The following is a 26,927-nucleotide window of genomic DNA, read 5'->3' as shown; positions in this document are numbered from 1 at the left end:
TAAACCCATGACAGACTCCAATGACGGCCAATTGTTCTCCCCCACCCGCCTGGGGGCCATCGACGTCGCCAACCGCGTCGCAATGGCACCGCTGACCCGCAACCGCGCGATCAACGACCGCATCCCCAATCCGCTCGCCATCCAGTACTACGAGCAGCGCGCCAGCGCCGGCCTGATCATCGCCGAGGCCACCCAGATCAGCCCGATGGGCCAGGGCTATCTCGACACACCCGGCATCTACAGCCAAGCCCAGATCGACGCCTGGAAGAAGGTCACCGATGCGGTGCATGCACGCGGCGGCAAGATCGTGCTGCAGCTGTGGCATGTCGGCCGCATCTCGCACACCAGCCTGCTGCCCGAGGGCGAGGTCCCGGTAGCACCGAGTGCCTTGCGTGCCAACACCAAAACGTTCACGGCCAAGGGCTTTGAAGAGGTCTCCGAACCACGTGCCCTGCGCCTGGACGAAATTCCCGGCCTGATCCAGGACTTCCGCCAGGCCGCGCGCAACGCGATCACCGCCGGTTTTGACGGCGTGGAAGTGCATGCCGCCAACGGCTACCTGATCGACCAGTTCCTGCGCGATGGCAGCAACCACCGCACCGACGGCTACGGTGGCAGCATCGAGAACCGCACCCGCCTGCTCGATGAAGTGGTCCGCGCGATCGTCTCGGAAATCGGCGCCGAACGCACCGGTGTGCGCCTGTCGCCGGTGACACCGGCCAACGACGCGGAGGATTCCAACCCGCAGCCCTTGTTCGAACGCGTCGTGGAGCGCCTGGATGCCATCGGCCCGCTGGCCTTCATCCATGTGATCGAAGGGGCGACCGGTGGCCCACGCGACAACATCGCCTTCGACTACGCCGCCCTGCGCGCCAAGTTCACCGGTGCCTGGATCGCCAACAACGGCTATGACCAGGCACGCGCGGAAGCGGCCGTGGCGTCGGGCTATGCCGACATGATCGCGTTCGGCCGCCCCTTCATCGCCAACCCGGATCTGGTCGAGCGCTTCCGTCTCGGCGTAGCGCTGTCCGACCTGGACCAGGACACGCTGTACGGCGGCGGTGCGCACGGCTACACCGACTACCCCAGCGTTTCAGGCTGATCCGCGCGCGGTTACCGGTCGCGCATCGCATCGGTCACATCGCCGCCGGCAAGCACCGGCAGCAGCGCCCGGGGCAGCTTGCAGGGGCGCGTGGGCACACTGTCCACGCGCCACCCGCGCCCGAGCAGGACGCCCTTCCCCTTCGAGGGCGGGCCATTGCCGGGTGCCGGGCAGCTGATGTCACTGAGCAGCACCTGTCCGTCGCGGTCCAGCCATTGCTGGACGAAGTATTCGCCATCGGCAAAGCGCATCGTGCCGAGATTCACCAGCGTCAGCGGCTGGCTTTCCACATCCCCTTGCCAGGTGGACTGCAGCTCCACGCCGCTGAACAGCAGGCGTCGTCGTAGCAGCACCTGATGGTTGGCCTCCAGCAGGACCAGTTCCTCATCGCCCCCGTCCAGATAGCGGCGCGTCCAGGTGCGATCCGTGCCCCAGGGCAGGATATCGAAACTCTCCGGCGGCGCCGGTTCGCTGCCATCGGCCAGCATCATGCCCAGTTTTCCGTCCCGGCGGAACACCACCCGGCCACCGTCCATGCGCACCACACCTTCGAACGGACGACCCACGATTCGGCCACGCTCGAGGTTGTACAGGTGGTTGACGCCGGCGGCCTGCTCCCGGAGCACCAGCAAGGGCGGGGCGACGTGGTTTTCGTCGATGGCCATGTCGGCAGGCACCGTGTAGGCCGTGCGTCCATCCCACCACAGGCGCGGCGCGGATTCGCCGACGAACCTTCCAAGCAATCCAGTGCCGACGGCGTCGAACCGGGTCACGTCTGAAGGCGCGAACACGACCTCGCCATTGCAGTCCAGCACCGCTGCGGTCTCGGTCTCGGTGGGATGCCGCACGCGCCACGGCGGTGCCTGCCGTTGTTCGGCATCGGGTTCGTCGAGTACTACCGCCAGCGCGGCCGGGGCAGCGGTGGGCGGGCGGACGCCCTCCTTGTCCAGCACCTGCCAGCGGCCACCGCAGTAGTCCAGGCGCACGTTGCCGTGCCGTGCGGCAAAGTGTCCGTCGGCCATCAGCCAGCCGGGCTCGGGCGTGTCGTCGGCGCTGCCGGTGGCATGCCGGTTGACCTGCTCGGGCCAGTCGCGCCGGCCCGCAGTGCCGCCATACTGGCGATAACGGGGATACAGGCCATCCTGGTGGTAGCGCGCGCTGTCCGTCGCCCTGCCCTGTGCATCCACCCGCCGCCACAGCTCGCCCCGCCGCAGCCACCAGCCACCGTCGGTGACCGGCAGCAGCGCGTCGATGTCATCGGAAAACAGCGTCGTACCGGATTCATCCCGCACGTCGCAGTGCTCAGGCACCTGGACACTGCACGCGACATACACGTGGCGGCCGGCGAACGGCCCAGCCACCCACTGGACCTGCCGCTCGTCCAGTTCCATGACCGCGCGCCCGCGCAGGTCATGGAAGCGCAGCGGACCACTGCGGGCGTTCCACAGCACGCGATCGGGTATCGCCAATGGCACCCATTCGCCATCCTTCAGCGCTGGAAAACGAACCTGACCCAGCGCATCCACCACGCCCCGGCCACCGACCGCCTCACCATCGGCCTGGATGAACGCCTCCCACAACGGATCACCGGGTGCGGCCTGCGGCAGCACGAACCGTTCGTGGTACTCGGTATAACCGCGGTCCTCACGCAGCAGTCGTCCTGCATCGTCGTACCACTGCTGCGGCGTGGTGGGGCCCTGCGCACGCATCCAGCGGTCGGCGGACAGCCGATGCATGCGCGCGCCATTGGGCGGCACCAGCAGGCGGCCATCGAGGGACACCAGCGCCTCGGCGCCGAAACTATTGCCCAGCACGGTGAACGACTGCGCCGGCGCGCCGCCTGCCAGCGACATCAGCGCGCCTACCACGAACATCCTTTTCATCGGTCGCATCATGCAAAGTGGAGCTGCACGCTAGCGCCTGTCCCTTGGCGATGCAATGCATCCGGCAACATCCGTGCGGGCGATACTCCGGCGCTCAGTACACAGGCAATGAAATGAAACTGGCCTGCTGCGGCGCGTGCCAGATCTGCTGCGTCGCCTTCTGGTAATCGCCCGGTTTGGCCAGGTAGATGTTCGGCACGAACGTCTGCGGATTGCGGTCATACAGCGGGAACAGGCTCGACTGCACCTGCACCATGACCCGATGACCCGGTTGGAACACATGGTTCGCGGTCGGCAGACCGAATTTATAGTCCAGCACCTGGTTGCTCGCGATCGCCTTCGGATCGCTGAAGCTCTCCCGGTACCGGCCACGGAAGATCGCCATCGAGACCGACAGCTCGTAGCCGCCCATCTCCGGCGTCGACGGCGTCTGGTCGGGATACACATCGATCAGCTTCACCACCCAGTCGCTGTCGCTGCCGCTCGTGGCTGCCTGCAGATTGACCTGCGGCGCACCGCCGATCCGAAGCGGCTCGGTCAAGGGCTCACTGACGAACGTCAGCACGTCCGGCCGGCCATCCACGAAGCGCTGATCCTTCACCAGCCAGCTGGTCCACATATCGCGGTCGGCGAACCGGACCGGGCGCGGCACGAACGGCACCGGCTTGGCCGGATCGGACACATAGGCCTCGAACGTGGCCTCACCTGCCTGCGGTGCCTCGAAGGACAGCTTGCCGCCCGCGCGCAGATACAGCGGCCTGGGCTGCGCCACGCTGCGCGGCCACTGCTGCAGCTTGTCCCAGTGGTTCTCGCCGGTGTTGTAGATCAGCACCGGCGGCGTCTGCGCCTTGGGCGCGCCATCCACCAGGTACTGATCGAAGAACGGCTTGAGCACATCGCGGCGGAACTGCAGCGCGGTATCGCCGTCGAACTTCAAGGCGCCCAAGCTGCTGCCGTCGTAGTTGACCTGGCTGTGCCGCCACGGCCCCATCACCAGATAGTTCAGCGTGTTGCCGGTGTCGCGCGGCTCCATCGCCGCATAGCTGTGCACCGCACCCCACATGTCTTCCTGGTCCCACAGCCCCTGCAGCCACATCGTGGGTACTTTCAGCTCGGTCTTGGCCATGCGCGCGTCCAGCGCCTGCTCCTGCCAGAACGCGTCGTAGCTGGGGTGTTCGATCAGCTTGTGCCACCACGGCAACTGATCCAGACCATTGGCCTTGGCGTAGTCCCCGGCCGAGCCGGCGCGCAGGAAGGTCGTGTAGTCGTCGTAGCCCACGCTGGGAATGGACGGCCCCTTGCCGCGCTTGGCCAGCTGACCGGTGAAATAGCCGAAATTGACCTGCCGGAACGCACCGTAATTGAGCCAGTCATCGCCCATCCAGCCATCGATCATCGGGCTCTGCGGCGCAGCCACCTTCAGTGCCGGATGCGGGTTGGTCAGCGCCATCACCACGGTGAAGCCCTCATAGGACGAACCCAGCATGCCGACCTTCCCATTGCTTTCGGGTACATGCTTGATCAGCCAATCGATGGTGTCCCACGCGTCGGTCGCGTGGTCCACCTTCGTGGTGTTGAGCGGCCCGCGCAGCGGCCGGGTCATCACGTAATCGCCCTCGGAGCCGTACTTGCCGCGGATGTCCTGGAACACCCGGATGTACCCGCCATCAACGAACACCTCATCCCCCTGCGGCAGGATGTCGCGCATGTTCGGCGAATCCATGCGCTTGGCACGGTTGGCGGCATCGTAAGGCGTACGGGTCAGCAGGATCGGCGCGTGCCTGGCGCCCTTGGGCACCACGATCACCGTGTAGAGTTTCGTCCCATCGCGCATCGGCACCATCACCACGCGCTTGTCGTAGTTGTCCTGCGCCGTGGGCGTCACGAAGCCCTTGGCGGGGATGTCCGGGGTCATCGGCGAGGTCTGCGCCGACACACTGGCGGCAACCATCAGACTCAACAGCGCAACTGGCACTACACGCACACGCATGGGGCTCTCCCGGCAGTGATGGCAACTCCCGCAGCCTAGCGCCGCGCGGCCTGCGCCGGTAGATGCCGATCGGCCTGTTCCGTGGCCATTTCGCGCATTCAGCCGCCAACCACCGTTTCGTGCAAAGCCTGCCAGCGCAGCGTGCCGTCCGGGCGGCTCACGAGAACCGCCAAGGCCTCACGTCGATGGCCGGTGCCCTCCGCGCCGATCTGATCCTCGCGATAGCGCACCGCGCAGGCGGCGGGCGCGAGCGGCAGGTACTGCATGGCATCGACCGTGATCTGCAGCCCGGGCCGGCTGCCATGGGCGGAGGCGAAGAGGTCGGCGAGCGCGGGCTTGTCCAGGCGGATGCCACGGATCCCGACCATGCTGAAGTCCTCGCTGAAACGGGCCAGCAGCGTGTCCAGCGCAGCCACCGGCGAGCGGCCGGTGAACCAGTCTTCGATCAGCACATGCAGGTCATGGATCTCGTTGAAGGCAAGCGTGTCATTCATGGGGAGGCTCTCAAGGCAAGGGAAGACGCCGGCAGGCGCCATAGCAGAAGCATCGGCAGCAGGCTCATGCCCGCCGCCAGCATCAGGGTGAGCGGGAACGCGTGCGCTGGCAGCACGGAGGTCAGCACTGCCAGCACACAGGCCAACAGCGCGGCGGCCAGACAGAAGCTGAGTTGGCGGTTGAGATTCCACAGCGCACTGCCCGGCAGCAGCTCCGCGTCCGCCAGTGTCTGGAACGCGAGCGTCTGTGCGCTGCTGCTGCACAGGCTCCCGCCCAGCCCCATCAGCGCGAAGGCCAGTACCGGCAACCACGGCTGACTGGCCGGTAGGCCGATCAACAACGCGATGCCGACCGCCTGGCATCCCATGCCGGCACTCAACAGCGGGCGCGCCCCGATGCGTGGCAGCCAGTGCCGTGTGGTGGCGATGGCGCAGGCCGAGGCGATCGCCCACGGCAGCATGAAACCCCCGATCGCTGCGGCCCCGTAGCCCTGGCGATGCAGCAGCAGCGTGGCCACCAGTTGGGTGCCGATGAACGTACCTGGCACCAGCAGATAGATCAGCATCGCCAGCCGCAGCGAGGCATGCCGCAGCAGCGACCACTGCAGGACCGGATGATCCGTAAGGCGCGCACTGCGGGCATACAACGCCAGCACCAGGGTGGCGACCACGAGCAGGCCCGCGCCGAGCATCCGCTGCCCCGGCTCTGCCAACAGGCTCAGCGCAACCAGCAACACGCTCAGGCCCAGTGAGCCCAACAGCAGACCGCGCCGATCCAGCGCCGGTACAGCCACCGGCGCACCCGGGCGCACCCACGCGGCCGCCAGCGCCAAGGCCACCATGGCCAGCGGCACACTGACCAGCAACACGCCGCGCCACGAGCCCCATTCGACCAGCAGGCCGCCCAGCGTCGGCGACAGCGCCGGCACCAGCAGCGCCACCGCCATGATGCGTGCGGTCAAGCGCGCGCGGTCGGCCGGTGGGCATTCGCGGTAGGCCATCGCCTGCCCGACCGGAATCAACAGCCCGCCACCCAGCCCCTGCATCAGGCGCCACGCGTTCAGCCACTCGATGCTCGGCGCGGTGCCTGCCAGCACAGCGCCCACGGTGAACAGGGCCAGCGAGAGGCACAGCACCCTGCGCTCGCCGAGGCGCGCGGCCAGCCAGCTGCCCAGTGGAATCACCAGGGTCAGGCCGAGCATGTAGGCGTTGCCGATCCACGCCAGCTGCGGCACGGACGCCTGCAGGTCGGCGGCGATGGCCGGATAGGCGACGGTACCGATGAACATGTTCACCAGGTCCAGCGAGAATCCCAGCAGGTACAGCGTTTCCACCTTGGCCCGGTATGTCATGCGGCGCTCCGATTGCGAGGCGGCAGCATGCGCGTTGGCGGCGGCTGGATATACGGGCTACCGGATGCCAGACTGTCAAACCTTTTTTGACAGTCAGCGCACCGCCATGGTCAGCCTGGACCGCTTCGAGACCTTCAAGGCGATTGTCGACGCCGGCAGCCTGACCGCGGCCGCGCAGCGCCTCGGCCAGAGCCGCGCGGTGGTGAGCTTCAACCTCAAGCGGCTGGAACAGGAACTGGGTGTGACCCTGCTGGTGCGGAATACGCGCAGCCTGGCGTTGACCGAGGCCGGCGAGCGTTTCTACCAGCATTGCACGACGCTGCTGGCCACCGCCGAGCTCGCCATCGAGGAGGCCCGCAGCGAACAGCTGCAGCTGCGTGGCACGCTGCGGCTGACCACCACGCCGGAGTATGCGATCGCCCGGGTCGTGCCGGTGCTGGAATCCTTCCGCGCCCTGCATCCCGAGCTGCGCCTGCACCTGTCCACCTCACCGGCACCGGCGGACCTGATTCCCGAGCGGTTCGATCTGGCGATCCGGTTGGGGCGCCTGCAGGATTCGCAGCTGCGCGCGACCCTGCTGGACGAGCACGCGCTGTGCGCGGTCGCCGCGCCGTCGTTGTTGTCCACGCTGCCCGATGATGCCGCGCGCGATGACCCGGACTGGATCCGCACGCTGCCACGCTTGGGGTATCCGCGCTTGGCGGATCTACCGCTGGTGGCGCCCGATGGCAGCGACCAGGTGTTTGCCTGCAACCCCGCCCATGCGGTGGTCACGGTCGATAACGCCTCCACGCTGCGCGCATTCGCGCTGGCCGGGGCCGGCGCGACGGTGTTGCCGCAGTGGTTGATCGATGACGATCTGGCGCAGGGCCGGCTGCTGCCGATCCTGCGCCGTCATCGTTTCCCGCGCCAGGGCGTGTATGCGGTGTTTCCCAACACCACCCAGCCCTCGCGCCGGGTCCGGCTGCTGCTGGCGCACCTGCGCGAGCACCTGCCGGGGTAACCGGGGGCACGACCCACGGTCGTGCCCCGCCAGTCAGCTCAGCGGACCACCTGCTCGGCCAGCTCCAGCGGCACGCGCTGCACCGGTGCATTGGCCGCGCGCGAGAGCTGCACTTCGTACTGCCCACCGGCGATCTTCCACTGCTTGGCAGCGGTATCGAAACTGGCCAGCGTCTTCGGCTCGGCTTCAATGCGGATACGGCGGCTTTCGCCCGGCTGCAGCGTCACCTTCTGGAAGCCGATCAGGCGGATCGGGGTGGTGCTGCCCTGCGGCAGCTGCAGGTACAGCTGCGGCACATCCGCACCGGCGACCTTGCCGGTATTGCGCACGTCCACGCTGGCGACCACACGCTGGCCGTCCACCACCACCTGCAGGTTGTCGTAGCCGAAGCTGGTGTAGGACAAGCCATGGCCGAACGCGTACTGCGGGGTCAGGCCCTTGGCGGCGAACCACTTGTAGCCGACGTTGGCACCTTCGATGTCGTAGTCGATGGTGTCATCCGGCTTGTTCTTCGGATTGAAGCCCAGGCCGTTGACGTGCGGGCGCGGCAGCTGGCTGACATCGGTCGGCCAGGTCACCGGCAGGCGACCGGACGGATTGACCTTGCCGGTCAGCAGCGCGGCGATGCCTTCACCGCCCCGGATGCCCGGGTACCAGGCCTGCAGGATGGCCGGCACCTGCTGCAGCCACGGCAGCTCGACCGGGCCATTGGTTTCCAGCACCACCACGGTCTTCGGGTTGGCCTTGGCCACCCCGGCGATCAGCTTGTCCTGGTTGTCCGGCAGCTGCATGTGCGGCAGATCGACCGATTCGGCCGACCACTGCGTGGCGAACACGATGGCCACATCGGCGGCAGCGGCAGCGCGCGCGGCGGCAGCCACATCGCGGCCATCCACGTAATCGATGCGGGCATCCGGACGCTCGGCGCGCAGCGCTTCCAGCGGCGAGGACGGGTGGAAGATCACCGGGCCCGGCCAGGTGGTCGGCATCACGCCCGGCACCGCATTGGTGCCCCGCGCGGTCCAACCCACCATCGACGAACCACCCCCACCGATCACGCCCTTGTCGGCATGGCCACCGATGATCACGATGCGCTGCACGTCCTTGCCCAGCGGCAGCAGGTCATCGGCATTGCGCAGCAGCACGCTGCCTTCTTCGACGGTGCGCTGCGCGGCGTGGAAGCCGGCCTCGTCGTCGATCGGCTCATGCACCGGCGGCAGATCGAAATTGCCGTGCGCGAACATGGTGCGCAGGATGCGGCTCACCATGTCGTCCAGGCGCGCCTGCGGCACCACGCCACCGGCCACGGCCAGGCGCAGCGGTTCGTCGAAATAGACCGCCTTGTCGAACACTTCACCGGCCGACTGCTGGTCCAGGCCCGCCAGCGCCGCCTTGGAGCCGCTGTGCACGCCACCCCAGTCGGACATCACGAAACCGGGGAACTTCCATTCCTGCTTGAGCACCTCGTTCATGAGGTAATCGTGTTCGCAGCCGTAGGTGCCGTTGATGCGGTTGTACGAGCACATCGCCGAACCGGGCTTACCGATGTCCATGGCGATCTCGAACGCCAGCAGGTCCGATTCGCGCATCGCCTGCTCGCCGATCTCGGCGCTGTGGAAATTGCGCGAGGTCTCCATGTCGTTGAGCGCGAAGTGCTTCATCGTGGAGATGACATGCTGGCTCTGCACGCCGCGGATCGACTCACCGACCAGCACACCGGCCAGCAGGGGATCTTCACCGGCGTATTCGAAGTTGCGGCCATTGCGCGGATCGCGCTGCAGGTTGACGCTGCCGGCCAACAGGATGTTGAAGCGCTGCTGCCAGGCTTCGCGACCCATGGTGGCACCGCCAGCGAAGGCGATATCCGGGTTCCAGCTGGAGGCCGTGGACGGGCCGGACGGCATCGCGGTGGCGTGGTCGCCCTTGCGCAGGCCGCCCGGATTGGTCACGCCGACACCGGCATCGGCCGACTGCTGCGCCGGAATGCCCAGGCGCGGCACGCCCGGCACGAAACCGGCCGAACCGACCGCGCCTTCCGGCAGCGGACCGCCATCCTTGCCCAGCCCGAAGTAGCTGTGCAGCATCTGGAACTTCTCATCCACGGTCATCTGCGCGACCAGCGCCTTGGCACGGGCATCGGCGTTCAGGCCGGTGTCCATCCACGGCGTGTCGCCACCGACCGGCGCGGCATACCCCAGGGTCAGCAGCGTGGCGGCGGTGGTGCCCTTCTTGCCGTCATGGGTGCGCAGCTTGATCGCCGCCGACGTGGCGGACTGGAAGCCATCGCTGAAGTAGCTTTCATTGGCTTCCAGCGCGACGCGCGACGGATCGAAGCCTGCGGTGGTGGCTGCATCGGCACTGACCGCGCCCAGCAGCACGGCCGGCGCGCCCAGGCGCGAACCGGTGACCAGCGGGGGCAGTGCCGCCGCATCGGCGGCGCTGGTGTACAGCGCGACCACGTGGCGGCCATCGTTGAGGCGCAGGTAATTCAGCGACGGCTGCTCGGTGCCCGATTCGGCCTCGATCGGCAGGCGGGTGAGCACGACGCTGCCGGTCTGCTGCGCGGCGGCCGGATCGGCGGTCACGAAACGATAGTGATAACCCAGCGCATCGGCCAGGCCCTGCAGCGGATCCACGCGGTCGGCACGGCGCTCCACGTTGCGCACGGTCACTGCATCGACCTGCAGCTGCTCCAGCTGCGCGGCGACCACGGCGGCGTCCAGCTCACCCGGGGTCTGTTCCAGGGTCAGCACGGTGAACGCGTCGGTGGCGGCGGCCGGGGCAGCAGCCCAGGCGGAAGCGCTCAGCGAGAGCGCGATGGCGGCCGTCAGGGCCAGGGGCTTTGAAATCGTTTTCATGAGCGGACGAAACACCTTTGCTTGCGCAATAAATCCAGGGAGTCTTGCCGCAGAAGGGTGCAGCGCCATGTCGGCGGGAACCACGCGCGGGCACGCGGAACCGTTTACAACGCAAGGCGATGACGACTACGTCCAGGCCCCTCCGCCCGTCGTGACAGCCGCACCACCCGGGAGCCCGTGACCGGCGCCCCACCCCGGAAGAGTGGGCGAGCGTGTTCATCCCTGTCAACAGGATGCTTACATTTGAGACACCGCAACCCGCGCGAAATCAGGGCGACAGCGGCTTCATCACCCGGGTGTCGGCGCCCTCAACCACCTGCCCACGCTGGTCGCGCGGCTGCATCGGGGCCAAGGGCTGCCCATCGCGGTCGGCCTGCAGCACCGAGCGCGGCTCGCCGGGTGCGAACAGGAAGGCCTCGCCCCATTGGCGCAGCGCCACCACCAGCGGGAACAGCGCGCGACCGCGCTCGGTGAGCACATATTGCTGATAGCTGCGGCCTTCGCCCAGCGGCTGCTGCGCCAGCACGTCCGCTTCCAGCAAGGCCTGCAGGCGCTGGCTCAGCATGCTGCGCGACATTCCCAGGCGGCGCTGGAAATCGCTGAAGCGGCGCACCCCGTCGAAAGCTTCGCGCACGATCAGCAGCGACCAGCGGTCACCGACCAGATCCAGCGCGCGCCCCACCGGGCAGGGGGTAGTGGCATCGGTTGTCATGAGCGGCCTCCTTTCTAGGTTTCATTTTAGAACCACATGCCCCAGAATCAACTGGTTCTATTTTGAGACTACATATGGCGATCATCGCCCGACCCCCTGCCTCCCGCCTCCCCTCCGCCCTGCTGATGCTGTTCGCCTGCGCCGCCGGTTTGAGCGTGGCCAATGTCTATTACGCCCAGCCCTTGCTGGACGCGCTGGCCGCCGATCTCCAGATCAGCACTTCCCGCATCGGCGCGGTGATCGCCGCCACCCAGCTGGGGTCGGTGGCGGCGCTGCTATGGGTGGTGCCACTGGGTGACCGCGTGGACCGCCGCCGCCTGATGGCGATCCAGACCGGTGGCCTGGTGCTGGCCCTGCTGGCCGTCGCGCTGGCCGCGCAGGCCTGGAGCCTGCTGCTGGGCATGCTGGCGGTGGGCCTGCTCGGCACCGCGATGACCCAGGGGCTGATCGCCTATGCCGCCGCCGCTGCAGGCGGGCACGAGCGCGGCCGCGTGGTCGGCGCCGCACAGGCGGGCGTGGTAGTCGGGTTGTTGTTGGCACGCGTCGTGGCCGGCGCGGTGGCCGATCTGGGCGGATGGCGGGCGGTGTACCTGCTCTCGGCGGCGCTGATGATGGTGACGGGCGCGCTGTTGTGGGCGCGTCTGCCACGGCTGCCGGTGGCGACGCCACCCACCGCACGCACCGGGTTGATCGCCTTGCTGCGGCAACAGCCGGTGCTGCGCCAGCGCGGCGTGCTGGGCCTGCTGCTGTTCACCGTGTTCGGCCTGTTCTGGAGCAGCATGAGCCTGCCGCTGGGCGCGCCGCCGTATGCGCTCACGCACACCGCCATCGGTGCCTTCGCGCTGGTCGGGCTGCTCGGTGCATTGGCGGCGGCACGCAGTGGGCACTGGAGTGACCGGGGCCATGCCGGGCGGGTGACCACCGGCGCCCTGGGGCTGATGCTGCTGAGCTGGCTGCCGATCGCCGCGATGCCCCACCACTTGGGCTGGCTGGTGCTCGGCGTGCTGCTGCTGGATATGGCAGTGCAGGCGCTGCACGTGACCAACCAGAGCCGGATTCTGGCCGCAGCCCCGCATGCGCAGGCGCAGGTGATCGCCGCCTACATGCTGTTCTACGCGGCCGGCAGTGGGCTGGGGGCGCTGGCCGGCAGTGCGTTGTATGCCGCGTTCGGCTGGCCCGGGGTCTGCACGGCGGGTGCCGGTGTGTCGCTGCTGGCGTTGCTGGCCTGGTGGGCGATGCCGGGTTATCACGCCATCACCGGTGGTCATGAGGCCTGCCCGGTTCCGGGCGGATCGCGGCTCGATAATGAGCGCTCACGTCCCGGAGCCGCCGCATGCCCCCACACCGCCACTTCGATCAACTCTGGCGCGACCGCAACGACACCTCCCGGCAACGCAGCCCGCGGGTGCTGATCCGGGTGTTCGTCGGCCCAGGCGAACTGGAAGCACGGGTGGCGTTCTACGAGCAGTTGCAGGGCGTGGTCGCCGATGCGGGCTTTCCGTTCCCCGAGGCCGGCCTGCGCCTGGCGATGGTCGGGGCGTTCCTGCTGATCGAGGGCGCGCCGGACAAGCTGGCCCCGTTCACCTCCACCACCGGCACGCTGCTGGTGGATGACGTGCAGCCCTATTACGACCGGCTGGTGGCGGCCGGGGCGCAGATCATCTTTCCACTGCAGGTCGTGCCCACCGGGGCGGCCTTCAACGCCGTGCATCCGGACGGCACCGTGGTCGAGTACGTGCACCACCGGCCCGATCCGCAGGGGCGCTGAGTAGATCCACGCCATGCGTGGATGCCCTCCATCACGCGCGTGGCCATCCCATCTGGCGCGCTGCCATTCCGCGCTCCTGAAGCATTCATCACCCCCAACCGGTTCGGAATCCGGCCGCCGAATTCGTTAGCATTTTTACTAATTGCGGGTAGGATTGTCGGTCTCAGCCTTTGACACGCGTGCTGCCGATACTCGCCGCCATGCCCTTGTTTCCTGCCCGTTTCCACCTGCTCCAGCCCTGCCGGGAGGCCCGCTGATGGGCGCCGTGCTGGCCCTGGACCGGCTGCTGGAAACCCGCCGGGTCTGGCGGGGGCAGCCGCGTGCGGCCTTCCCGGAGGTGGCCCCGCACCCGACCGGCCACCCGGCGCTGGATGCCCGCCTGCCGGGCGGTGGCTGGCCGCCCTCGGCGCTGTCGGAGGTGCTGCTGGCCTCGCCCGGGGTCGGTGAGCTGGCCCTGGTCTGGCCGACGCTGGCGCGGTTGAGCCAGCAACAGCAGACCGTGGTGCTGATCGCCCCGCCGCACCTGCCGCATGCCCCGGCGTGGGCCCGCGCCGGGCTGGCGCTGAACCAGGTGCAGGTGGTCCAGGCCAGCCCGCGCGATGCGTTGTGGGCCGCCGAACAATGCCTGCGCTCGGCCGCGTGCGCGGCGGTGCTGTGCTGGCCGCAACAGGCCGATGACCGCGCGCTGCGCCGGCTGCAGGTGGCGGCCGAAACCGGCCAGTGCCTGGGGTTTTCCTTCCGCGATGCCCGGCACGCGCGCAACCCCTCCCCGGCCGCGCTGCGCCTGCAGCTCGACGATGGCCAGGTGCGTGTCCTCAAATGCCGTGGCGGGCTGGCACCGGCCCAGCCGTTGCCGCTGGCCGTGGCCCATTGAGCGGCCGCCGTGGACTGGGCCTGCCTGCTGCTGCCGCACCTGGCGCTGGATGCCGCCCTGCGCCAGCAACCGGACCCGGCCGCGCCGCTGGTGCTGGTCACCGGCCCGGCGCAGCGGCGCGTGCTGCATGCGGTCAGTCCCTCGGCGCGGCAGCTGGGGCTGCGCCGCGGCATGCTGCTCTCAGCTGCGCAGGTGCTCACCCGCGACATGCTCACCGTGGAATACGACCCGCGCGCCGAACAGGCCACCCGCCAGCTGTTGGCCAGTTGGCTGTACGGCATCAGCTCGCAGGTCAGCCTGGATTTCCCGCACGCGCTGGCGTTGGAGATCCGGGCCAGCCGCGCGCTGTTCGGTGATTGGCCGGAGGTCGAGCAGCGGCTCACCCGTGGCCTGACCGAACTGGGTTTCCGCCACCGGCTGGTGGCCGCACCGAATCCGCATGCCGCCAGCGTACTGGCCCGCGTGCATGGCCGGCTCGGCGTGGCTGCGCACCAGGTGGAGGCGGCCCTGGCCCAGGTGCCGATCGAACGCAGCGGGTTGCCGGCCGAGGCGGTCACGGTGCTGGCGCGCTCGGGGTTGCGCACACTGGGCGCGGCATTCGGCCTGCCGCGCGAGAGCCTGGCCCGGCGCTTCCCGCCGCAGGTACTGGCGCACCTGGATGCGCTGCGCGGGATCAGCACGCCGCCGCTGCGCTATTTCCAGCCGCCGGACCGCTTCGATGCGCGCATCGAGTTCGAGTACGAGGTCGAGTCCACCCAGGCCATGCTGTTCCCGTTGCGGCGCCTGACCGCCGATCTGGCCGCGTTCCTGTGTTCGCGCGATGGCGGCGTGCTGCAGTTCGATCTGTGGTTCGAACACGAACACCACCCCGATACGCGCCTCTCGATCGGCCTGCTCGCGCCCGAGCGCGAACCGGCGATGCTGTTCGAGCTGGCCCGCAACCGTGTGGATCATCTGCAGTTGCCAGCGGGCAGCCGCGGCCTGCGCCTGCAGGCGGAGCAACTGCCGCCGTTCGTCCCGGCCGCACGCGATCTGTTCGACCCGCGCCCGCAGCAGGCAATGCCGTGGGAACAGCTGCGCGAGCGCCTGCGCGCCCGGCTCGGCGATGACGCCGTGCAAGGGCTGGGGCTGCGCGCCGACCATCGGCCCGAACACGCGACCGGTGACGCCCAGGGCGCGCCCAAGCCCCCGCCCCCGGTGCTGCCGATGCGCCCGGGCTGGCTGCTGGCCCAGCCGCAGGCGCTGCAGGATCCGCATCTGCGCATCCTGTCCGGGCCGGAGCGGATCGAATCGGGCTGGTGGGATGCCGGCGACATCCGCCGCGACTATTACGTCATCGAAACGCCGCAAGGCCAGCGCGGCTGGGCCTATACCGCCGCCGATGCACGCAGCGGACCGTTCATGCTGCATGGCTGGTTCGCATGAGCGCACCGCTGCCCGGATACGCCGAACTGCATTGCCTGTCGGCCTTCAGTTTCCAGCGCGGCGCGTCCATCGCCGAGGAGTTGTTCGCGCGTGCCAAAGGCCAGGGCTACCACGCGCTGGCGATCACCGATGAGTGCTCGCTGGCTGGCATCGTGCGCGCCTGGCAGGCCGCGAAGAAGCACGCACTGCCCCTGATCACCGGGGCCGAATTCCAGCTGGAGGACGGCCCGAAACTGGTGCTGCTGTGCACCGATCAGGGCAGCTACGCCGCGCTGTGCCAGCTGATCACCACCTGCCGCCGGCGCGCGCCCAAGGGCGAGTACCGCTGCCTGCGCAGCGACATCGCACAGCTGCACGCCGGCCTGCTGTGCCTGTGGGCAGACCCTACCCCGGGCATCGAGGATGCGCAGTGGCTGCAGGCCTGCTTTCCGCAGCGGCTGTGGCTGGCGGTTGAACTGCACCGCGAGGCCGACGACCGTGCGCGCCTGCAACGGCTGCGTCGTTTCGGCCGCGACCAGGGCATTCCACTGGTGGCCAGCGGCGATGTGCACATGCACGTGCGCCGCCGCCGCGCGCTGCAGGACACCCTCACCGCGATCGGCCACCACTGCACGCTCGGCGAAGCTGGCTGGCGGTTGTTTCCCAACGGTGAGCGCCACCTGCGTACCCGCCAGGCCCTGGCCACGCTGTACCCGCCCGAGCTGCTGGCCGAAACCGTGCGCATCGCCGAGCGCTGCCACTTCGATCTCAAACAACTGAAGTACACCTACCCGCGCGAACTGGTGCCGGCCGGCCACGACCCGGCCAGCTGGCTGCGGGTGCTGGTGGAAGAAGGCATGCAATGGCGTTGGCCCGCGGGCGAGACGCCCCAGCAACGCCACCAGATCGAACACGAACTGGCGCTGATCCACACCAAGCAGTACGAGTCGTACTTCCTGACCGTGCACGACATCGTGCGCTTCGCGCGCGGCCAGCAGATCCTGTGCCAGGGCCGCGGCTCGGCCGCCAATTCCTCGGTGTGTTACGTGCTGGGCGTGACCGAGATCGACCCCAGCGAGATGGCGCTGCTGTTCGAGCGCTTCATCTCCGCCGAACGCGATGAGCCGCCGGACATCGACATCGACTTCGAACACGAACGCCGCGAGGAAGTGCTGCAGTACGTGTTCAACCGCTACGGTCGCGAACGCGCCGCATTGACCGCGGTGGCGATCAGCTACCGGGGTCGCAGCGCGGTGCGCGATGTGGCCCGGGTGCTGGGCCTGCCGCCAGACCAGGTCAACGAACTGGCCGCCTGCCTGGACCGCTGGAGCAGCCACGAGCCGCTGCCGGAGGCATTGCGCGAGCGCGGCTTCGACCCGGAGACCCCGCTGATGCGGCGGGTGGTGGCGCTGACCGCCGAACTGGTCGACTTCCCGCGCCACCTGTCCCAGCACCCGGGCGGTTTCGTGATTTCCGAACATCCCCTGTCCACGATGGTGCCGGTGGAGAACGCGGCCATGGCCGACCGCACCGTGATCCAGTGGGACAAGGACGATCTGGATGTCACCGGGCTGATGAAGGTCGACTGCCTGGCACTGGGCATGCTCACCGCCGTGCGCAAATGCCTGGCGATGCTGGAAGCGCATGGCGAGCCGAAGATGAGCATGGCGAAGATTCCCCCTGGTGATGAGCCCACCTACGACATGATCTGCCGCGCCGATACCCTGGGCGTGTTCCAGATCGAGTCGCGCGCGCAGATGGCGATGCTGCCGCGCATGCAGCCGCGCTGTTTCTACGATCTGGTGATCGAAGTGGCAATCGTGCGCCCCGGCCCGATCCAGGGCGACATGGTCCACCCCTATCTGAACCGACGGAAGAAGCTCAAGGAAGAAGGCATCGAAGAGGTCGATTATCCCCCCGAGCTGGAGAAGGTCTTCAAACGCACCCTCGGCGTGCCGCTGTTCCAGGAACAGGTGATGCAGCTGGCGGTCGCCGCCGCCGGCTTCAGCCCCGGCGAAGCCGACGCGCTGCGCCGCTCGATGGCCGCGTGGAAGCGCCACGGCGGGCTGGAGCCGCACCGCGACAAGCTGCTCACCGGCATGGCCAGCCGGGGCCACAGCCGCGAATACGGCGAGCGCCTGTTCGAGCAGATCAAAGGGTTCGGCAGTTATGGCTTCCCGGAAAGCCATGCGGCCAGCTTCGCGCTAATCACCTATGTCAGCTGCTGGCTCAAGTGCCATCACCCCTCCGCATTCGCCGCCAGCCTGATCAACAGCCAGCCACTGGGGTTCTATACCCCGGACCAGATCCTGCAGGACGCGCGTCGCCACGGCGTACCGGTGTTGCCGGTGGACGTACGCTACAGCGACTGGGACTGCACGCTGGTGCCGCCCACCTCGCCGGGCCGGCCGTTCGGCATCCGCCTGGGCCTGCGTCTGGTCGATGGCTTCAGCGAGGCGGTCGCCACCGGCGTGGTGCAGGCGCGCCACCGCGCGCCTTTCGAGAGCGTGGCCGACCTGAGCCAGCGCGCGCAGCTGGACCGTCGCCACCAGGGCCTGCTGGCCGATGCCGGTGCACTCAAGGGCTTGAGCGGCCATCGCCATCGTGCACGCTGGGACGTCTCCGGCGTGGAAAAGCCGCTGCCGCTGTTCGAATCTGCCCGCGCCACCACCGAGGCCGCCGTCCCGCTGCCGCTGCCCAGCGCGTTCGAGGACATGCAGGCCGACTACAACACCACCGGCACCACGCTGGGCCGGCACATGGTCTCCTTCATCCGCAGCCAGCTGCGCCAGCGCCGCTGCCACCGCTCCGACGAACTGGCCGCCCTGCCGCACGGGCGCAGCGTGCGCTTTGCCGGGCTGGTGCGCATGCGCCAGCGCCCGCAGACCGCCAGCGGGGTCACCTTCCTCACCCTGGAAGACGAATGCGGCATGGTCAACGCCGTGGTCTGGCGCAAGATCGCCGACCGCCAGCATCGCGTACTGGTTGAAGCGCAACTGATGCAGATCGACGGCCGGCTCGAACGCGTGGACGGCGTGCAGCACCTGATCGTCCGCCAGATGCACAACATCGACCCCCTGATCGACGGCGTGCGTACCCACAGCCGCGATTTCCGCTGAGCCATCCCGTGACCGACCTCACGCTCTGAATGTAATTCCAGACTTTTCCGACTGGTGTCGTGAATACCCTATCCGGTATGGTCGCAGCCTTCCAAGGATCCGGAGAGCCACATGTCGCGCGCGCTGACCATCACCACGCTGGTCGTTTCCAGCCTCGCCCTGATCGTTTCCGGTTGGACCGCGCTGCGCCTGCACCAGAGCCAGTCCGAGGAGCGTGTCATCACCGCCCGTGGCCTGGTGATCCGCGATGCCAGTGGCCAGGCGCGGGTGATTCTCGGCGCCCCCGTCCCCGATCCGCTCACCAAGGGCGTCACCCAGGGGCCGCGCGCGTCACCGCTGTCAGGCCTGATCCTGCTGGGCGCCGATGGCTCCGAGCGTGGCGGCTACGGCACCGCCGATGTCGGCGACGAGGCCATCCTCACCCTCGATGATGCCACCGGCACCACCGAGGTATTCAAGGTCACCGCCAACCCGGATCGCGGCGCCACCCTGGTGGTCAAGCACCAGAACAGCACCGGCGCGATGCTGACCTCCTGGCAGGGCAAACCGGAACTGATCTTCCTCAACGACGACGAACAGACGCACTACGTCAGCCCGAACGCCGCTGCGGCGCCCTGACATCGGCGGGCGGTGATTTTCGGGTAGCGCTATGACAACCTGTCCGGTGTCATGGGACCGCCCTGCCGGCGCGCCGACGCGCCGCAGCCGTCCCCGCTTCCGGAGCTCCCCATGCCCATCGCTGCCCCCACCTGGCCCCAGGCCACCACTGTCGACGAGATCCGCCACAACCTGGCGATGGTCCGCGAACGCATCGCCCGCGCCTGCGCACTGGCCGGCCGCGACCCGGCCAGCGTGCGCCTGCTGCCGGTCAGCAAGACCGTCGATGAGGCCCGCCTGCGCCTGGCGTGGGAGGCCGGCTGCCATGAGCTGGGCGAGAACAAGGTGCAGGAAGCCCAGCGCAAGGCCGCGGCGATGGCCGACCTGCCCGGCCTGCGCTGGTCGGTGATCGGCCACCTGCAGACCAACAAGGCACGTGACGTCGCACGCTTCGCCAGCGAGTTCCAGGCGCTGGACAGCCTGCGCGTGGCACAGGCACTGGATCAGCGGCTGGAACTGGAGCAGCGCACGCTGGATGTGTTCGTGCAGGTCAACACTTCCGGGGAGGACAGCAAATACGGTCTGGACCCGATCGAGGTCGCCGATTTCGTGCAGCAGCTGCCGGCCTTCTCCAACCTGCGCGTGCGCGGGCTGATGACCCTGGCGGTGTTCTCGCCGGATCCGGAACAGGTACGCCCGTGCTTCGCGCGCCTGCGCGACCTGCGCGACCGGTTGCGCCCCACCCTGCCGCCGGGCGTCAGCCTGGAGGAACTCTCCATGGGCATGTCAGGTGACGTCGAGATCGCCATCGAAGAAGGCGCTACCGTGGTACGCGTGGGCCAGGCCATCTTCGGTGCGCGTTCGACACCGGACAGTGTCTACTGGCCGACCCCGACATGAGCGGCTATCGCCTGCAATGGCAGCAGGCGGTCGGTGAGCAGCGGCGGCTGCACGGTGGTCCGGATGGACTGAAGGTGCTGAGCAGCGAGGCGGCCTATCGGGATATGCCTGCGCCATGAACGGCCGCACCCCGGGTTCACTTCAGCGCACCCACCGCACGCCGATGCGCCGGCCGACACCGGATGTGCCATGCTCGCCTCCGTTGCAACCCACCTGGAGAGCGTCGCCATGGCCAAAGGCCTGAACAAACAGAAAGAGCAGAAGAAGAAACCTGCCAAGACCGCCAAGGAAAAGAAGGCGGAAAAGAACGAAAAGAAGACCACCCGCGGTTTCGCCCCGGTCTGACCGGCGGCACCTTCGCTTACATCGCGGGCATCATGGGACTGCGGCCACACCACGGTGTCCCGCAGCTCCTCCCGATGTCATCGCGCGAGCACCGGCACGCTCACACCTCCGCCAACCTCAGCCGCTGCGCGTCCGTTGCCGGTGGCATGCCGAACAGCCGTGAGTAGTCCCGGCTGAACTGTGAGGGGCTCTCATAGCCCACCCGGTGGCCGGCATCGGCCGCATCCAGACCGTCATTGACCATCAGCCGGCGCGCCTCCTGCATCCGCAACTGTGTGCGGAAGTCCAGCGGGCTCATCGCCGTGACCGCCTTGAAATGGGCATGGAAGCTCGAACGACTCATGCCCGCAACGCGCGCCACCTCATCGGTACGCCAGACACCACGGAAATTCGCCCGGATCCACAGGATCGCGCGGGCAACCTGGCCGTGCCGGCTGTCGCCGCGGGTGATCGCGTGCAGCACGCTGCCGTTGGGGCCGGTCAACAGCCGATAGAGGATCTCGCGCAGCACCAGCGGCCCCAGCGCCTCGGCGTCGTCCGGTGAATCCAGCAAGCAGACCAGCCGCGTGGCGGCATCCAGCAGCCCGGGTGTCATCGTGTCGAGCGCCAGGCCCGCGGCGACCGCTGGCTCGCCGGCAGGCTGCGGATACTGCAGCGCGAGCTCGCCCAGCACCGCCGCATCGAGATCGACCTGAAGGCTCAGATACGGCTGCGTCGCGGTCGCCTCGATCACCGAGCCCATCACCGGCAGCCCGACCGACGCCACCAGATAACGGGTCGGATCGTAGTAGTAAACGCTCGACCCGAGCAGGGCACGCTTGCGGCCCTGGGCGACGAAGCACACGGTGGGCTCGTAGATCACCGGCATGGGCAGCGTCGCGGTGCTGCAACGGATCAGCTTCACCCCGGGCAGCCGGCACGCGAAGGTGCCATCGCGCGGTGCATGCCGGGCGATGGCATCACGGAACAACGCGAGCGGGGCCATGCAGGTCTCCATGGGCGCGGCAGGACAGGTCGACATCATCCGTCGTGTTTGTACGATCGTGCAAGCATGCCGGAGGACCCGGCTACCGGGTCAACGCGACGCGCCAGAACAATGGGAGCCCACGCAGGCACCGCCTGCCCGCCCCGGAGATCCTTCGCATGACGTCCCCTGCCTCGCTTGATCACTACCGCCTGCTCGGCCGTTCCGGGCTGCGCGTCTCCCCCCTCTCGCTGGGCACGATGACCTTCGGCGCCGACTGGGGCTGGGGCGCCGATGACGCTGAAGCCCAGCGGATTTTCGATGCCTACGTCGACCGCGGCGGCAACTTCATCGATACCTCGGTCAACTACACCAACGGCGCCGCCGAACGCATCCTCGGCCGCTTCGCCAAGGCCCAGCGCGACCGGCTGGTGCTGGCCACCAAATTCACCATGGCGCGCGACCCGGCCAACATCAATGCCGGCGGCAACCACCGCTACAACCTGGTGCGCTCGGTGGAAGCCAGCCTGCGCCAGCTGGATACCGATCGCATCGATCTGCTGTACGTACACGCCTGGGACTTCACCACCCGCCCGGACGAAGTGATGCGCTCGCTGGACGATCTCGTCCGCGCCGGCAAGGTCCAGTATCTGGGCATCTGCAACACCCCGGCGTGGCGCGTCGCCGAACTGCAGATCCTGGCGGACCTGCGCGGCTGGTCGCCGTTGATCGCGCTGCAGATCGAGTACAGCCTGGTCGAGCGCACCGTGGAGCACGAACTCATGCCCATGGCCAAGGCGATGGGTTTGGGGGTACTGCCGTGGTCGCCACTGGGGGGTGGCATCCTGACCGGCAAGTACACCCGCGCCGATCTCTCCGACGAAAATGGTGCGGACGTGGCAAGCAGCCGCAAAGGGGTGATCGCCTCGATCGGTCATCTCAACGAACGCTCGCTGGCAATCGCCGCAGTGGTGGGTGACGTGGCGGAGGAACTGGGCGTGACGCGCTCGCAGGTGGCCATTGCCTGGACGCTGGCCAACCCCGCGGTGGTCTCGCCGATCATCGGCGCACGCACCGTGGCGCAGGCCGAAGACAATCTCGGCGCCCTCACCGTCGTGCTGAGCGAGGCGCATCTGGCCCGATTGGATGAGGCCAGTGCACCGGCACCGATCTTCCCCGCCCGCTTCATCGGCCGGCCGATGGCCCAGCAGTTGATCTTCGGCACCGCCACGCTGAGCGGGCGGAGATAAGCCATGGCAACCTCTCCCTTTGGCGGGATGCTCGCCATGGCCATCACGGTGGCCTCGCTCGCCGTTGGGCCACTGATCCCGGTCGCCGCGGCGGCTGAAGCCACCCTGCCGCACACGGCGCACAACAAGCAGGTGGTGACCGAGGCCTTCGATCGATGGGCGGCCGGTGGCACGGCGTTCTTCGACGAAGTGCTCGCACCCGAGGTCGTGTGGACGATCGCCGGCTCCAGCCCGAGCTCAGGCACCTACCGCGGGCGGGAGGACTTCATCGCCCGCGCGGTGCTTCCCTTCGTCAGCCGGCTACGCACGCCGGTCCGCCCGACCTCCCGACAGATCTGGGCGGACGGCGAGCATGTGATCATCCAGTGGGCCGGCAACGCGGTGGCCCGGGACGGCAGGCCGTATCGCAACGACTACGTCTGGATATTCCGGATGCGCGCGGGCAAGGCGGTCGACGTCACCGCCTTCCTCGACCTTGTTCCCTACGACGCTGTCATCCACCGCCTGCCCGGCACGGACCCCCCCGGCACGTGAACCCGCAGCGTGCCTGCACTGGCACCGCGCTGGCACCCGCGTTTGAAAGCGCAAACCGACAGATTGGGTGAAAAGGACCGGCGAATCACCGTGGGATAATCCGCCCCATGACCTCGCCAGACCCTCAACGCCCTCTCCTGTCCAGGGATGCGTGGAAGCGCCGTGCGGCCCTGTGGGGCGGTGCCGTGGCTGTCGCCCTGGTCGCGATCGTGTTTGCCAAGGCCAGTGATGCGGCCTTCCGGGTCTTCCAGTCGATCATCGCCTATTCGATCTGGTGGGCGCTGCTGCTCACCCCAACCGTGTTCGCGCTGTTGGCGTGGCTGACCAGTGGCGCGCTCAAGCCCACCCGCGGCAGCGGGATTCCGCAGGTGATCGCGGCCCTGGAGATCCCGACGCCCACGTTCCGGCGTGTGAATCTCTCGCTGGGCGTATCGGCAGGCAAACTCGCCTTGACCACGCTGTCGTTGCTCGGGGGCGCCTCGGTGGGCCGGGAGGGCCCTACCGTGCACGTCGGTGCCAGCGTGATGTACATGTTCGGGCGATGGTTCGGGTTCCGCGATCCGAAAGAGCTGTCGCACTTTCTGCTCGCCGGCGGCGCAGCCGGCATCGCGGCGGCGTTCAACACGCCGCTGGCGGGCATCGTATTCGCCATCGAAGAGCTCAGCGGCCGCTTCGAGCACCGCTTCTCCGGCACGCTGCTCACCGCGGTCATCGTGGGTGGCGTGGTGTCGCTGGGCCTGCTCGGCAACTACACGTACTTCGGCAAGGTGAGTGCCACGTTGCCGCTGGGGCAGGCCTGGCTGGCGATCGTGCTGTGCGGCACCGCCGCGGGGTTGCTTGGCGGCCTGTTCGCCAAAGCCGTGCTGCTGACCATGGAAGGCAGACCACGCTGGCTGGGCACGCTGCGCCAGCGCCATCCGGTCCTGCTGGCGGCGCTGTGCGGGCTCGCCTTGGTGCTGCTGGGCGCAGCGTTTGGCGCAGGGGCCTTCGGCACCGGCTACGAGCAGGCCAAGGGGCTGGTGCAGGGAGCACCCTCGGTGGGTCACGAGTTCGGGCTGATGAAGCTTGTCGCCAATCTGGTCTCCTACGTCGCCGGTATTCCCGGCGGCCTGTTCTCGCCCGCCCTGGCCGTCGGCGCCGGGCTCGGCCACAACCTCGCCGCCCTCATGCCTTCGGTCGATGAACGCATCTTCGTGCTGCTGGGGATGTGTGCCTACCTGACCGGCGTCACCCAGGCACCGTTGACCTCGGCGGTCATCTCGCTGGAGCTGACCGACAGCAGCGATATGCTGCTGCCCATCCTGGCCACCGTGCTGGTCGCGCGCGGCGTCTCCGGCCTGGTGTGCCGCGTGCCGATCTACAAGGCCATGGCCGAACAGCTGGTCAAGCAGCTGCCGGGCCCCCACCCGCCTTAGTGCCGCGACTGGATCACGCGTTGACGTCGACCACGGTGCGGCCCTGCACACGCCCCTGCAGCACCTGGTCGGCCAGCGCCGGCACCTCGGCCAGACCGATCATCTGGGTGGTGCGCGCCAGCTTGCCCAGGTCCAGATCGGCCGCCAGGCGCGTCCAGGCCTGCTCGCGCGCGGCGTAAGGCGCGTTGACCGAATCGATGCCGGCGAGCGTCACGTTGCGCAGGATGAAAGGCAGCACCGAACCCGGCAGATCCGCACCCTGGGCCAACCCGAACGCCGCCACCACGCCGCGGTAGCGCGTCTGCGCCAGCACATTGGCCAACGTGTGGCTGCCCACCGCGTCGATCGCACCGGCCCAGCGTTCCTTGGCGATCGGCGCACCGGCCTCGGACAGCGTCGCGCGGTCGATGATCTCTGCCGCACCCAGTTCCTTGAGATAGGCGGATTCCTCGAGCCGGCCGGTTGACGCGACGACCCGGTAACCCAGCGTGGAGAGCAGTGCGATCGCGATGGACCCGGCACCGCCGTTCGCGCCAGTGACCAGGATGTCGCCCTGATCCGGTGACACGCCGCCATGCTCCAGCGCCAGCACCGACAGCATCGCGGTGTAACCGGCGGTGCCGACCGCCATCGCATCGCGGCTGGAAAACGCCGCGGGAATCTTCACCAGCCACTCGCCTGGCACCCGCGCCTTCTGCGCATAGCCGCCATGGTGGGTCTGGCTCAAGCCCCAGCCGTTGACCAGCACGCGATCGCCCGGCGCAAAACCCGGGTGGGTGGACGTTTCAACCACACCGGCCAGATCGATGCCGGGAATGAGCGGGAAGGTGCGGATCACCGGCGAACGGCCGCTCAGCGCAAGGGCGTCCTTGTAATTCACCGTGGAGTACTCCACGGCAACGGTGACGTCGCCGGGCATCAGATCCTGCTCGGTCAGCTGGACGAGACCGGCCGCGATGGTATCGCCGGTCTTGGTCGCAAGGAGGGCGTTGAAGGACATGGGATCTCCGGTTCGGGTGCATGAGGGACAGTGCAGACAGAACCAGTGTGCGCACCTGGCCGTACCGAGGCGTTAAACGGCCCCGGCTAGCGCCCGCTCATGGAATAGGACCCGGCGCACACGTCACCCTCCTCGACCCCGGCAACCCAGGCCTTGAGCTGCTTGATCCGATCCAGGGTCAGCTGCTCGTAGTCGCCACTCTGGCACATCGGCAGAACGCTCCCATAGTCGTCTGGAGACGGATACCGCGCCGCGATCTGGGCATCGCGGAACACCAGCCAGGCGCGCTGCGCTGCCTTGAACCGCTCCAGGAAAACGGGGTCCTGAGCATTGAGCGCCAGCACGTTGGCATAGATCCGATTGAGCTCGGCATCGGCGCGCTGCGCGCTGTTGCTGGCACATTGGTTGAGCCCGGCCTGCGACTGGTTCGGGCTGTCACAGGCCATGCCATCGGAGGTATGCGGTGACGCCACGGCCCTGACAGCCGCCTTGGGTGCCTGGGCGCATGTCGCCCCCACCGGGGCCAGTGCGCAGACAAGGAGAAGCGAAGGAAGCATGCGCATTGGATCCGCTCCACACGGGACAGCGGGGAGACCGCCACGGGCGGATTAACCGCGCCGATCCGTGAAATCCACGTGACTGCGCTTACTCCCCCAGCACGGTTGCAATCGAGGCCGTCAGCAGCGCCCGCACGGTGTCGGCGGCCACATCCGGATCGCGTACCGCGCGCATCGCCAGGCCCTCCACCAGCAGCCGCATCAATATCGTGCGGCGCTCCAGGTCGGCGTCTTCGGGCGTGCGGCCGCGCGCGATGTCGTGCTGCCGCAACCACGCGGTGATCGCCGCACTGGTCTGCCTGTCGTGCCGGCGCAGCACCTCGGCAATCACCGGATCGCGATGCGCTTCGGCGGTGATCTCCGCATACAGCGCCACATTGGCGATGGCATTGCCACGGGTTTCCAGCGTTTCGCCCCGCGCCCACAGCTGATAGCAGCGCAGCAGCCCGTCGACCAGATCGGCCGCCGCCGGCATATGGCCGATCGCATCCTGGTCGTAGGCGAGCTGCCGTTCGATCAAGGCCAGGATCAGCGCGCGCTTGCTCTCGAAGTACCGGTACATCAGGCCCTGGCTGATCTCCGCCTCCGCGGCGATGTCGCTGATCGAGCCGGCATGGAAGCCGCGGGCGATGAAACAGCGCTGCGCGGCGTCCAGGATCCGCTGGCGCTGCACTTCGGCACGCGCGGCTGCAGCGTCTTCGGCGGGGGCGCCGGATAGGGGGGGAAGCGTCATTGCTTGTCGTAGATGGCGTCCAGTTGAGCACCGATGGTACGGCAAACCCGGGCATGAATGAACGGTCATTCAC

General features: G+C 68.3%; 24 protein-coding genes. 14 read left to right on the top strand and 10 right to left on the bottom strand.

All coding sequences use genetic code 11. The features are described 5' to 3' along the window. The first annotated feature begins 7 nt into the window (after positions 1 to 7). The gene (locus AC06E9_RS06265; RefSeq protein WP_478055708.1) at positions 8 to 1,102 is read left to right on the top strand and encodes an alkene reductase; all 1,095 of its coding nucleotides are present in this window, start codon (positions 8 to 10) and stop codon (positions 1,100 to 1,102) included. A gap of 11 nt (positions 1,103 to 1,113) precedes the next feature. Here the strand turns inward: AC06E9_RS06265 and AC06E9_RS06260 are convergent, their stop codons facing one another. From AC06E9_RS06260 to AC06E9_RS06245, 4 genes are all read right to left on the bottom strand, one after another. Further along, positions 1,114 to 2,985: a hypothetical protein gene (locus tag AC06E9_RS06260; RefSeq protein WP_478055707.1), complete on the bottom strand. Its 1,872-nt coding sequence runs from the start codon at positions 2,983 to 2,985 to the stop codon at positions 1,114 to 1,116. 94 nt (positions 2,986 to 3,079) lie between these two features. Next, a complete protein-coding gene (locus AC06E9_RS06255; RefSeq protein ID WP_478055706.1) occupies positions 3,080 to 4,975 on the bottom strand; it encodes a CocE/NonD family hydrolase in 1,896 nt (631 codons plus the stop codon). 98 nt (positions 4,976 to 5,073) lie between these two features. Beyond that, the gene (locus AC06E9_RS06250; RefSeq protein WP_121037046.1) at positions 5,074 to 5,469 is read right to left on the bottom strand and encodes a hypothetical protein; all 396 of its coding nucleotides are present in this window, start codon (positions 5,467 to 5,469) and stop codon (positions 5,074 to 5,076) included. Continuing rightward, positions 5,466 to 6,821: an MFS transporter gene (locus AC06E9_RS06245; RefSeq protein ID WP_478055705.1), complete on the bottom strand. Its 1,356-nt coding sequence runs from the start codon at positions 6,819 to 6,821 to the stop codon at positions 5,466 to 5,468. The genes AC06E9_RS06250 and AC06E9_RS06245 overlap by 4 nt, the downstream gene beginning before the upstream one ends. A gap of 106 nt (positions 6,822 to 6,927) precedes the next feature. Here AC06E9_RS06245 and AC06E9_RS06240 point away from each other — a divergent pair, with 106 nt between their 5' ends. After that, entirely contained in the window at positions 6,928 to 7,824 is an 897-nt protein-coding gene (locus tag AC06E9_RS06240) for a LysR family transcriptional regulator (protein WP_461769955.1), read from the top strand. 38 nt (positions 7,825 to 7,862) lie between these two features. Here AC06E9_RS06240 and AC06E9_RS06235 read toward each other — a convergent pair whose 3' ends face one another. Both AC06E9_RS06235 and AC06E9_RS06230 read right to left on the bottom strand, forming a co-directional pair. After that, positions 7,863 to 10,682, bottom strand: coding sequence for a beta-glucosidase (locus AC06E9_RS06235; RefSeq protein WP_478055704.1), 2,820 nt, complete (start codon positions 10,680 to 10,682; stop codon positions 7,863 to 7,865). Between the two features lie 268 nt (positions 10,683 to 10,950). Beyond that, positions 10,951 to 11,394: a winged helix-turn-helix transcriptional regulator gene (locus AC06E9_RS06230; protein WP_478055703.1), complete on the bottom strand. Its 444-nt coding sequence runs from the start codon at positions 11,392 to 11,394 to the stop codon at positions 10,951 to 10,953. Positions 11,395 to 11,468: 74 nt separating this feature from the next. On the opposite strand from AC06E9_RS06230, the gene AC06E9_RS06225 reads away from it, so the two are divergent. The 9 genes from AC06E9_RS06225 (at position 11,469) to AC06E9_RS06185 (ending at position 20,401) form a co-directional block, all read left to right on the top strand. Beyond that, entirely contained in the window at positions 11,469 to 12,806 is a 1,338-nt protein-coding gene (locus AC06E9_RS06225) for an MFS transporter (protein ID WP_478055702.1), read from the top strand. Continuing rightward, on the top strand, positions 12,728 to 13,162 hold the full coding sequence (locus tag AC06E9_RS06220; RefSeq protein ID WP_070425312.1) for a VOC family protein: 435 nt from the start codon (positions 12,728 to 12,730) through the stop codon (positions 13,160 to 13,162). The genes AC06E9_RS06225 and AC06E9_RS06220 overlap by 79 nt, the downstream gene beginning before the upstream one ends. Positions 13,163 to 13,418: 256 nt before the next feature. Next, complete coding sequence (gene imuA, locus AC06E9_RS06215; RefSeq protein ID WP_088433373.1) at positions 13,419 to 14,036, top strand: translesion DNA synthesis-associated protein ImuA; 618 nt, start codon at positions 13,419 to 13,421, stop codon at positions 14,034 to 14,036. A gap of 9 nt (positions 14,037 to 14,045) precedes the next feature. Beyond that, on the top strand, positions 14,046 to 15,461 hold the full coding sequence (locus AC06E9_RS06210; protein WP_121037057.1) for a Y-family DNA polymerase: 1,416 nt from the start codon (positions 14,046 to 14,048) through the stop codon (positions 15,459 to 15,461). Beyond that, positions 15,458 to 18,559 (top strand): error-prone DNA polymerase, encoded by a 3,102-nt coding sequence (locus AC06E9_RS06205; RefSeq protein ID WP_478055701.1) that lies wholly within the window; start codon positions 15,458 to 15,460, stop codon positions 18,557 to 18,559. The genes AC06E9_RS06210 and AC06E9_RS06205 overlap by 4 nt, the downstream gene beginning before the upstream one ends. Before the next feature lie 111 nt (positions 18,560 to 18,670). Next, entirely contained in the window at positions 18,671 to 19,177 is a 507-nt protein-coding gene (locus AC06E9_RS06200; protein WP_121037061.1) for a hypothetical protein, read from the top strand. A gap of 111 nt (positions 19,178 to 19,288) precedes the next feature. Continuing rightward, positions 19,289 to 20,056 carry a YggS family pyridoxal phosphate-dependent enzyme gene (locus AC06E9_RS06195; RefSeq protein WP_121037064.1) on the top strand — a complete coding sequence of 256 codons (768 nt, stop codon included), beginning with the start codon at positions 19,289 to 19,291 and terminating at the stop codon, positions 20,054 to 20,056. Continuing rightward, on the top strand, positions 20,053 to 20,175 hold the full coding sequence (locus AC06E9_RS06190) for a hypothetical protein (protein ID WP_461769958.1): 123 nt from the start codon (positions 20,053 to 20,055) through the stop codon (positions 20,173 to 20,175). Before AC06E9_RS06195 ends, AC06E9_RS06190 begins: the two co-directional genes overlap by 4 nt. A gap of 70 nt (positions 20,176 to 20,245) precedes the next feature. Then, entirely contained in the window at positions 20,246 to 20,401 is a 156-nt protein-coding gene (locus AC06E9_RS06185) for a hypothetical protein (RefSeq protein WP_167390404.1), read from the top strand. Positions 20,402 to 20,501: 100 nt separating this feature from the next. On the opposite strand, the gene AC06E9_RS06180 is transcribed toward AC06E9_RS06185, so the two are convergent. Then, positions 20,502 to 21,386, bottom strand: a complete 885-nt coding sequence (locus AC06E9_RS06180; RefSeq protein WP_121037066.1) for an AraC family transcriptional regulator — start codon at positions 21,384 to 21,386, stop codon at positions 20,502 to 20,504. 158 nt (positions 21,387 to 21,544) lie between these two features. Between AC06E9_RS06180 and AC06E9_RS06175 the strand changes: the two genes are divergently transcribed. From AC06E9_RS06175 to AC06E9_RS06165, 3 genes are all read left to right on the top strand, one after another. Further along, positions 21,545 to 22,615 carry an aldo/keto reductase gene (locus AC06E9_RS06175; protein WP_121037068.1) on the top strand — a complete coding sequence of 357 codons (1,071 nt, stop codon included), beginning with the start codon at positions 21,545 to 21,547 and terminating at the stop codon, positions 22,613 to 22,615. A 3-nt stretch (positions 22,616 to 22,618) separates the two neighbouring features. Beyond that, positions 22,619 to 23,149, top strand: coding sequence for a nuclear transport factor 2 family protein (locus AC06E9_RS06170; protein ID WP_478055700.1), 531 nt, complete (start codon positions 22,619 to 22,621; stop codon positions 23,147 to 23,149). A 107-nt stretch (positions 23,150 to 23,256) separates the two neighbouring features. Further along, the gene (locus AC06E9_RS06165) at positions 23,257 to 24,564 is read left to right on the top strand and encodes a chloride channel protein (protein WP_478049683.1); all 1,308 of its coding nucleotides are present in this window, start codon (positions 23,257 to 23,259) and stop codon (positions 24,562 to 24,564) included. Between the two features lie 13 nt (positions 24,565 to 24,577). Here the strand turns inward: AC06E9_RS06165 and acuI are convergent, their stop codons facing one another. From acuI to AC06E9_RS06150, 3 genes are all read right to left on the bottom strand, one after another. Next, positions 24,578 to 25,564 (bottom strand): acrylyl-CoA reductase (NADPH), encoded by a 987-nt coding sequence (gene acuI, locus AC06E9_RS06160; protein WP_461769961.1) that lies wholly within the window; start codon positions 25,562 to 25,564, stop codon positions 24,578 to 24,580. 86 nt (positions 25,565 to 25,650) lie between these two features. Next, complete coding sequence (locus AC06E9_RS06155) at positions 25,651 to 26,037, bottom strand: lysozyme inhibitor LprI family protein (protein WP_193222746.1); 387 nt, start codon at positions 26,035 to 26,037, stop codon at positions 25,651 to 25,653. A gap of 172 nt (positions 26,038 to 26,209) precedes the next feature. Then, positions 26,210 to 26,854: a TetR/AcrR family transcriptional regulator gene (locus AC06E9_RS06150; RefSeq protein WP_478055699.1), complete on the bottom strand. Its 645-nt coding sequence runs from the start codon at positions 26,852 to 26,854 to the stop codon at positions 26,210 to 26,212. Between the last annotated feature and the right edge of the window lie 73 nt (positions 26,855 to 26,927).

It is taken from the genome of Stenotrophomonas sp. Steno-Z10-BAI (genome assembly GCF_056393115.1).
The sequence above is the reverse complement of the archived record's forward strand: the minus strand, read 5'-3'. Positions and strand labels throughout refer to the sequence as shown.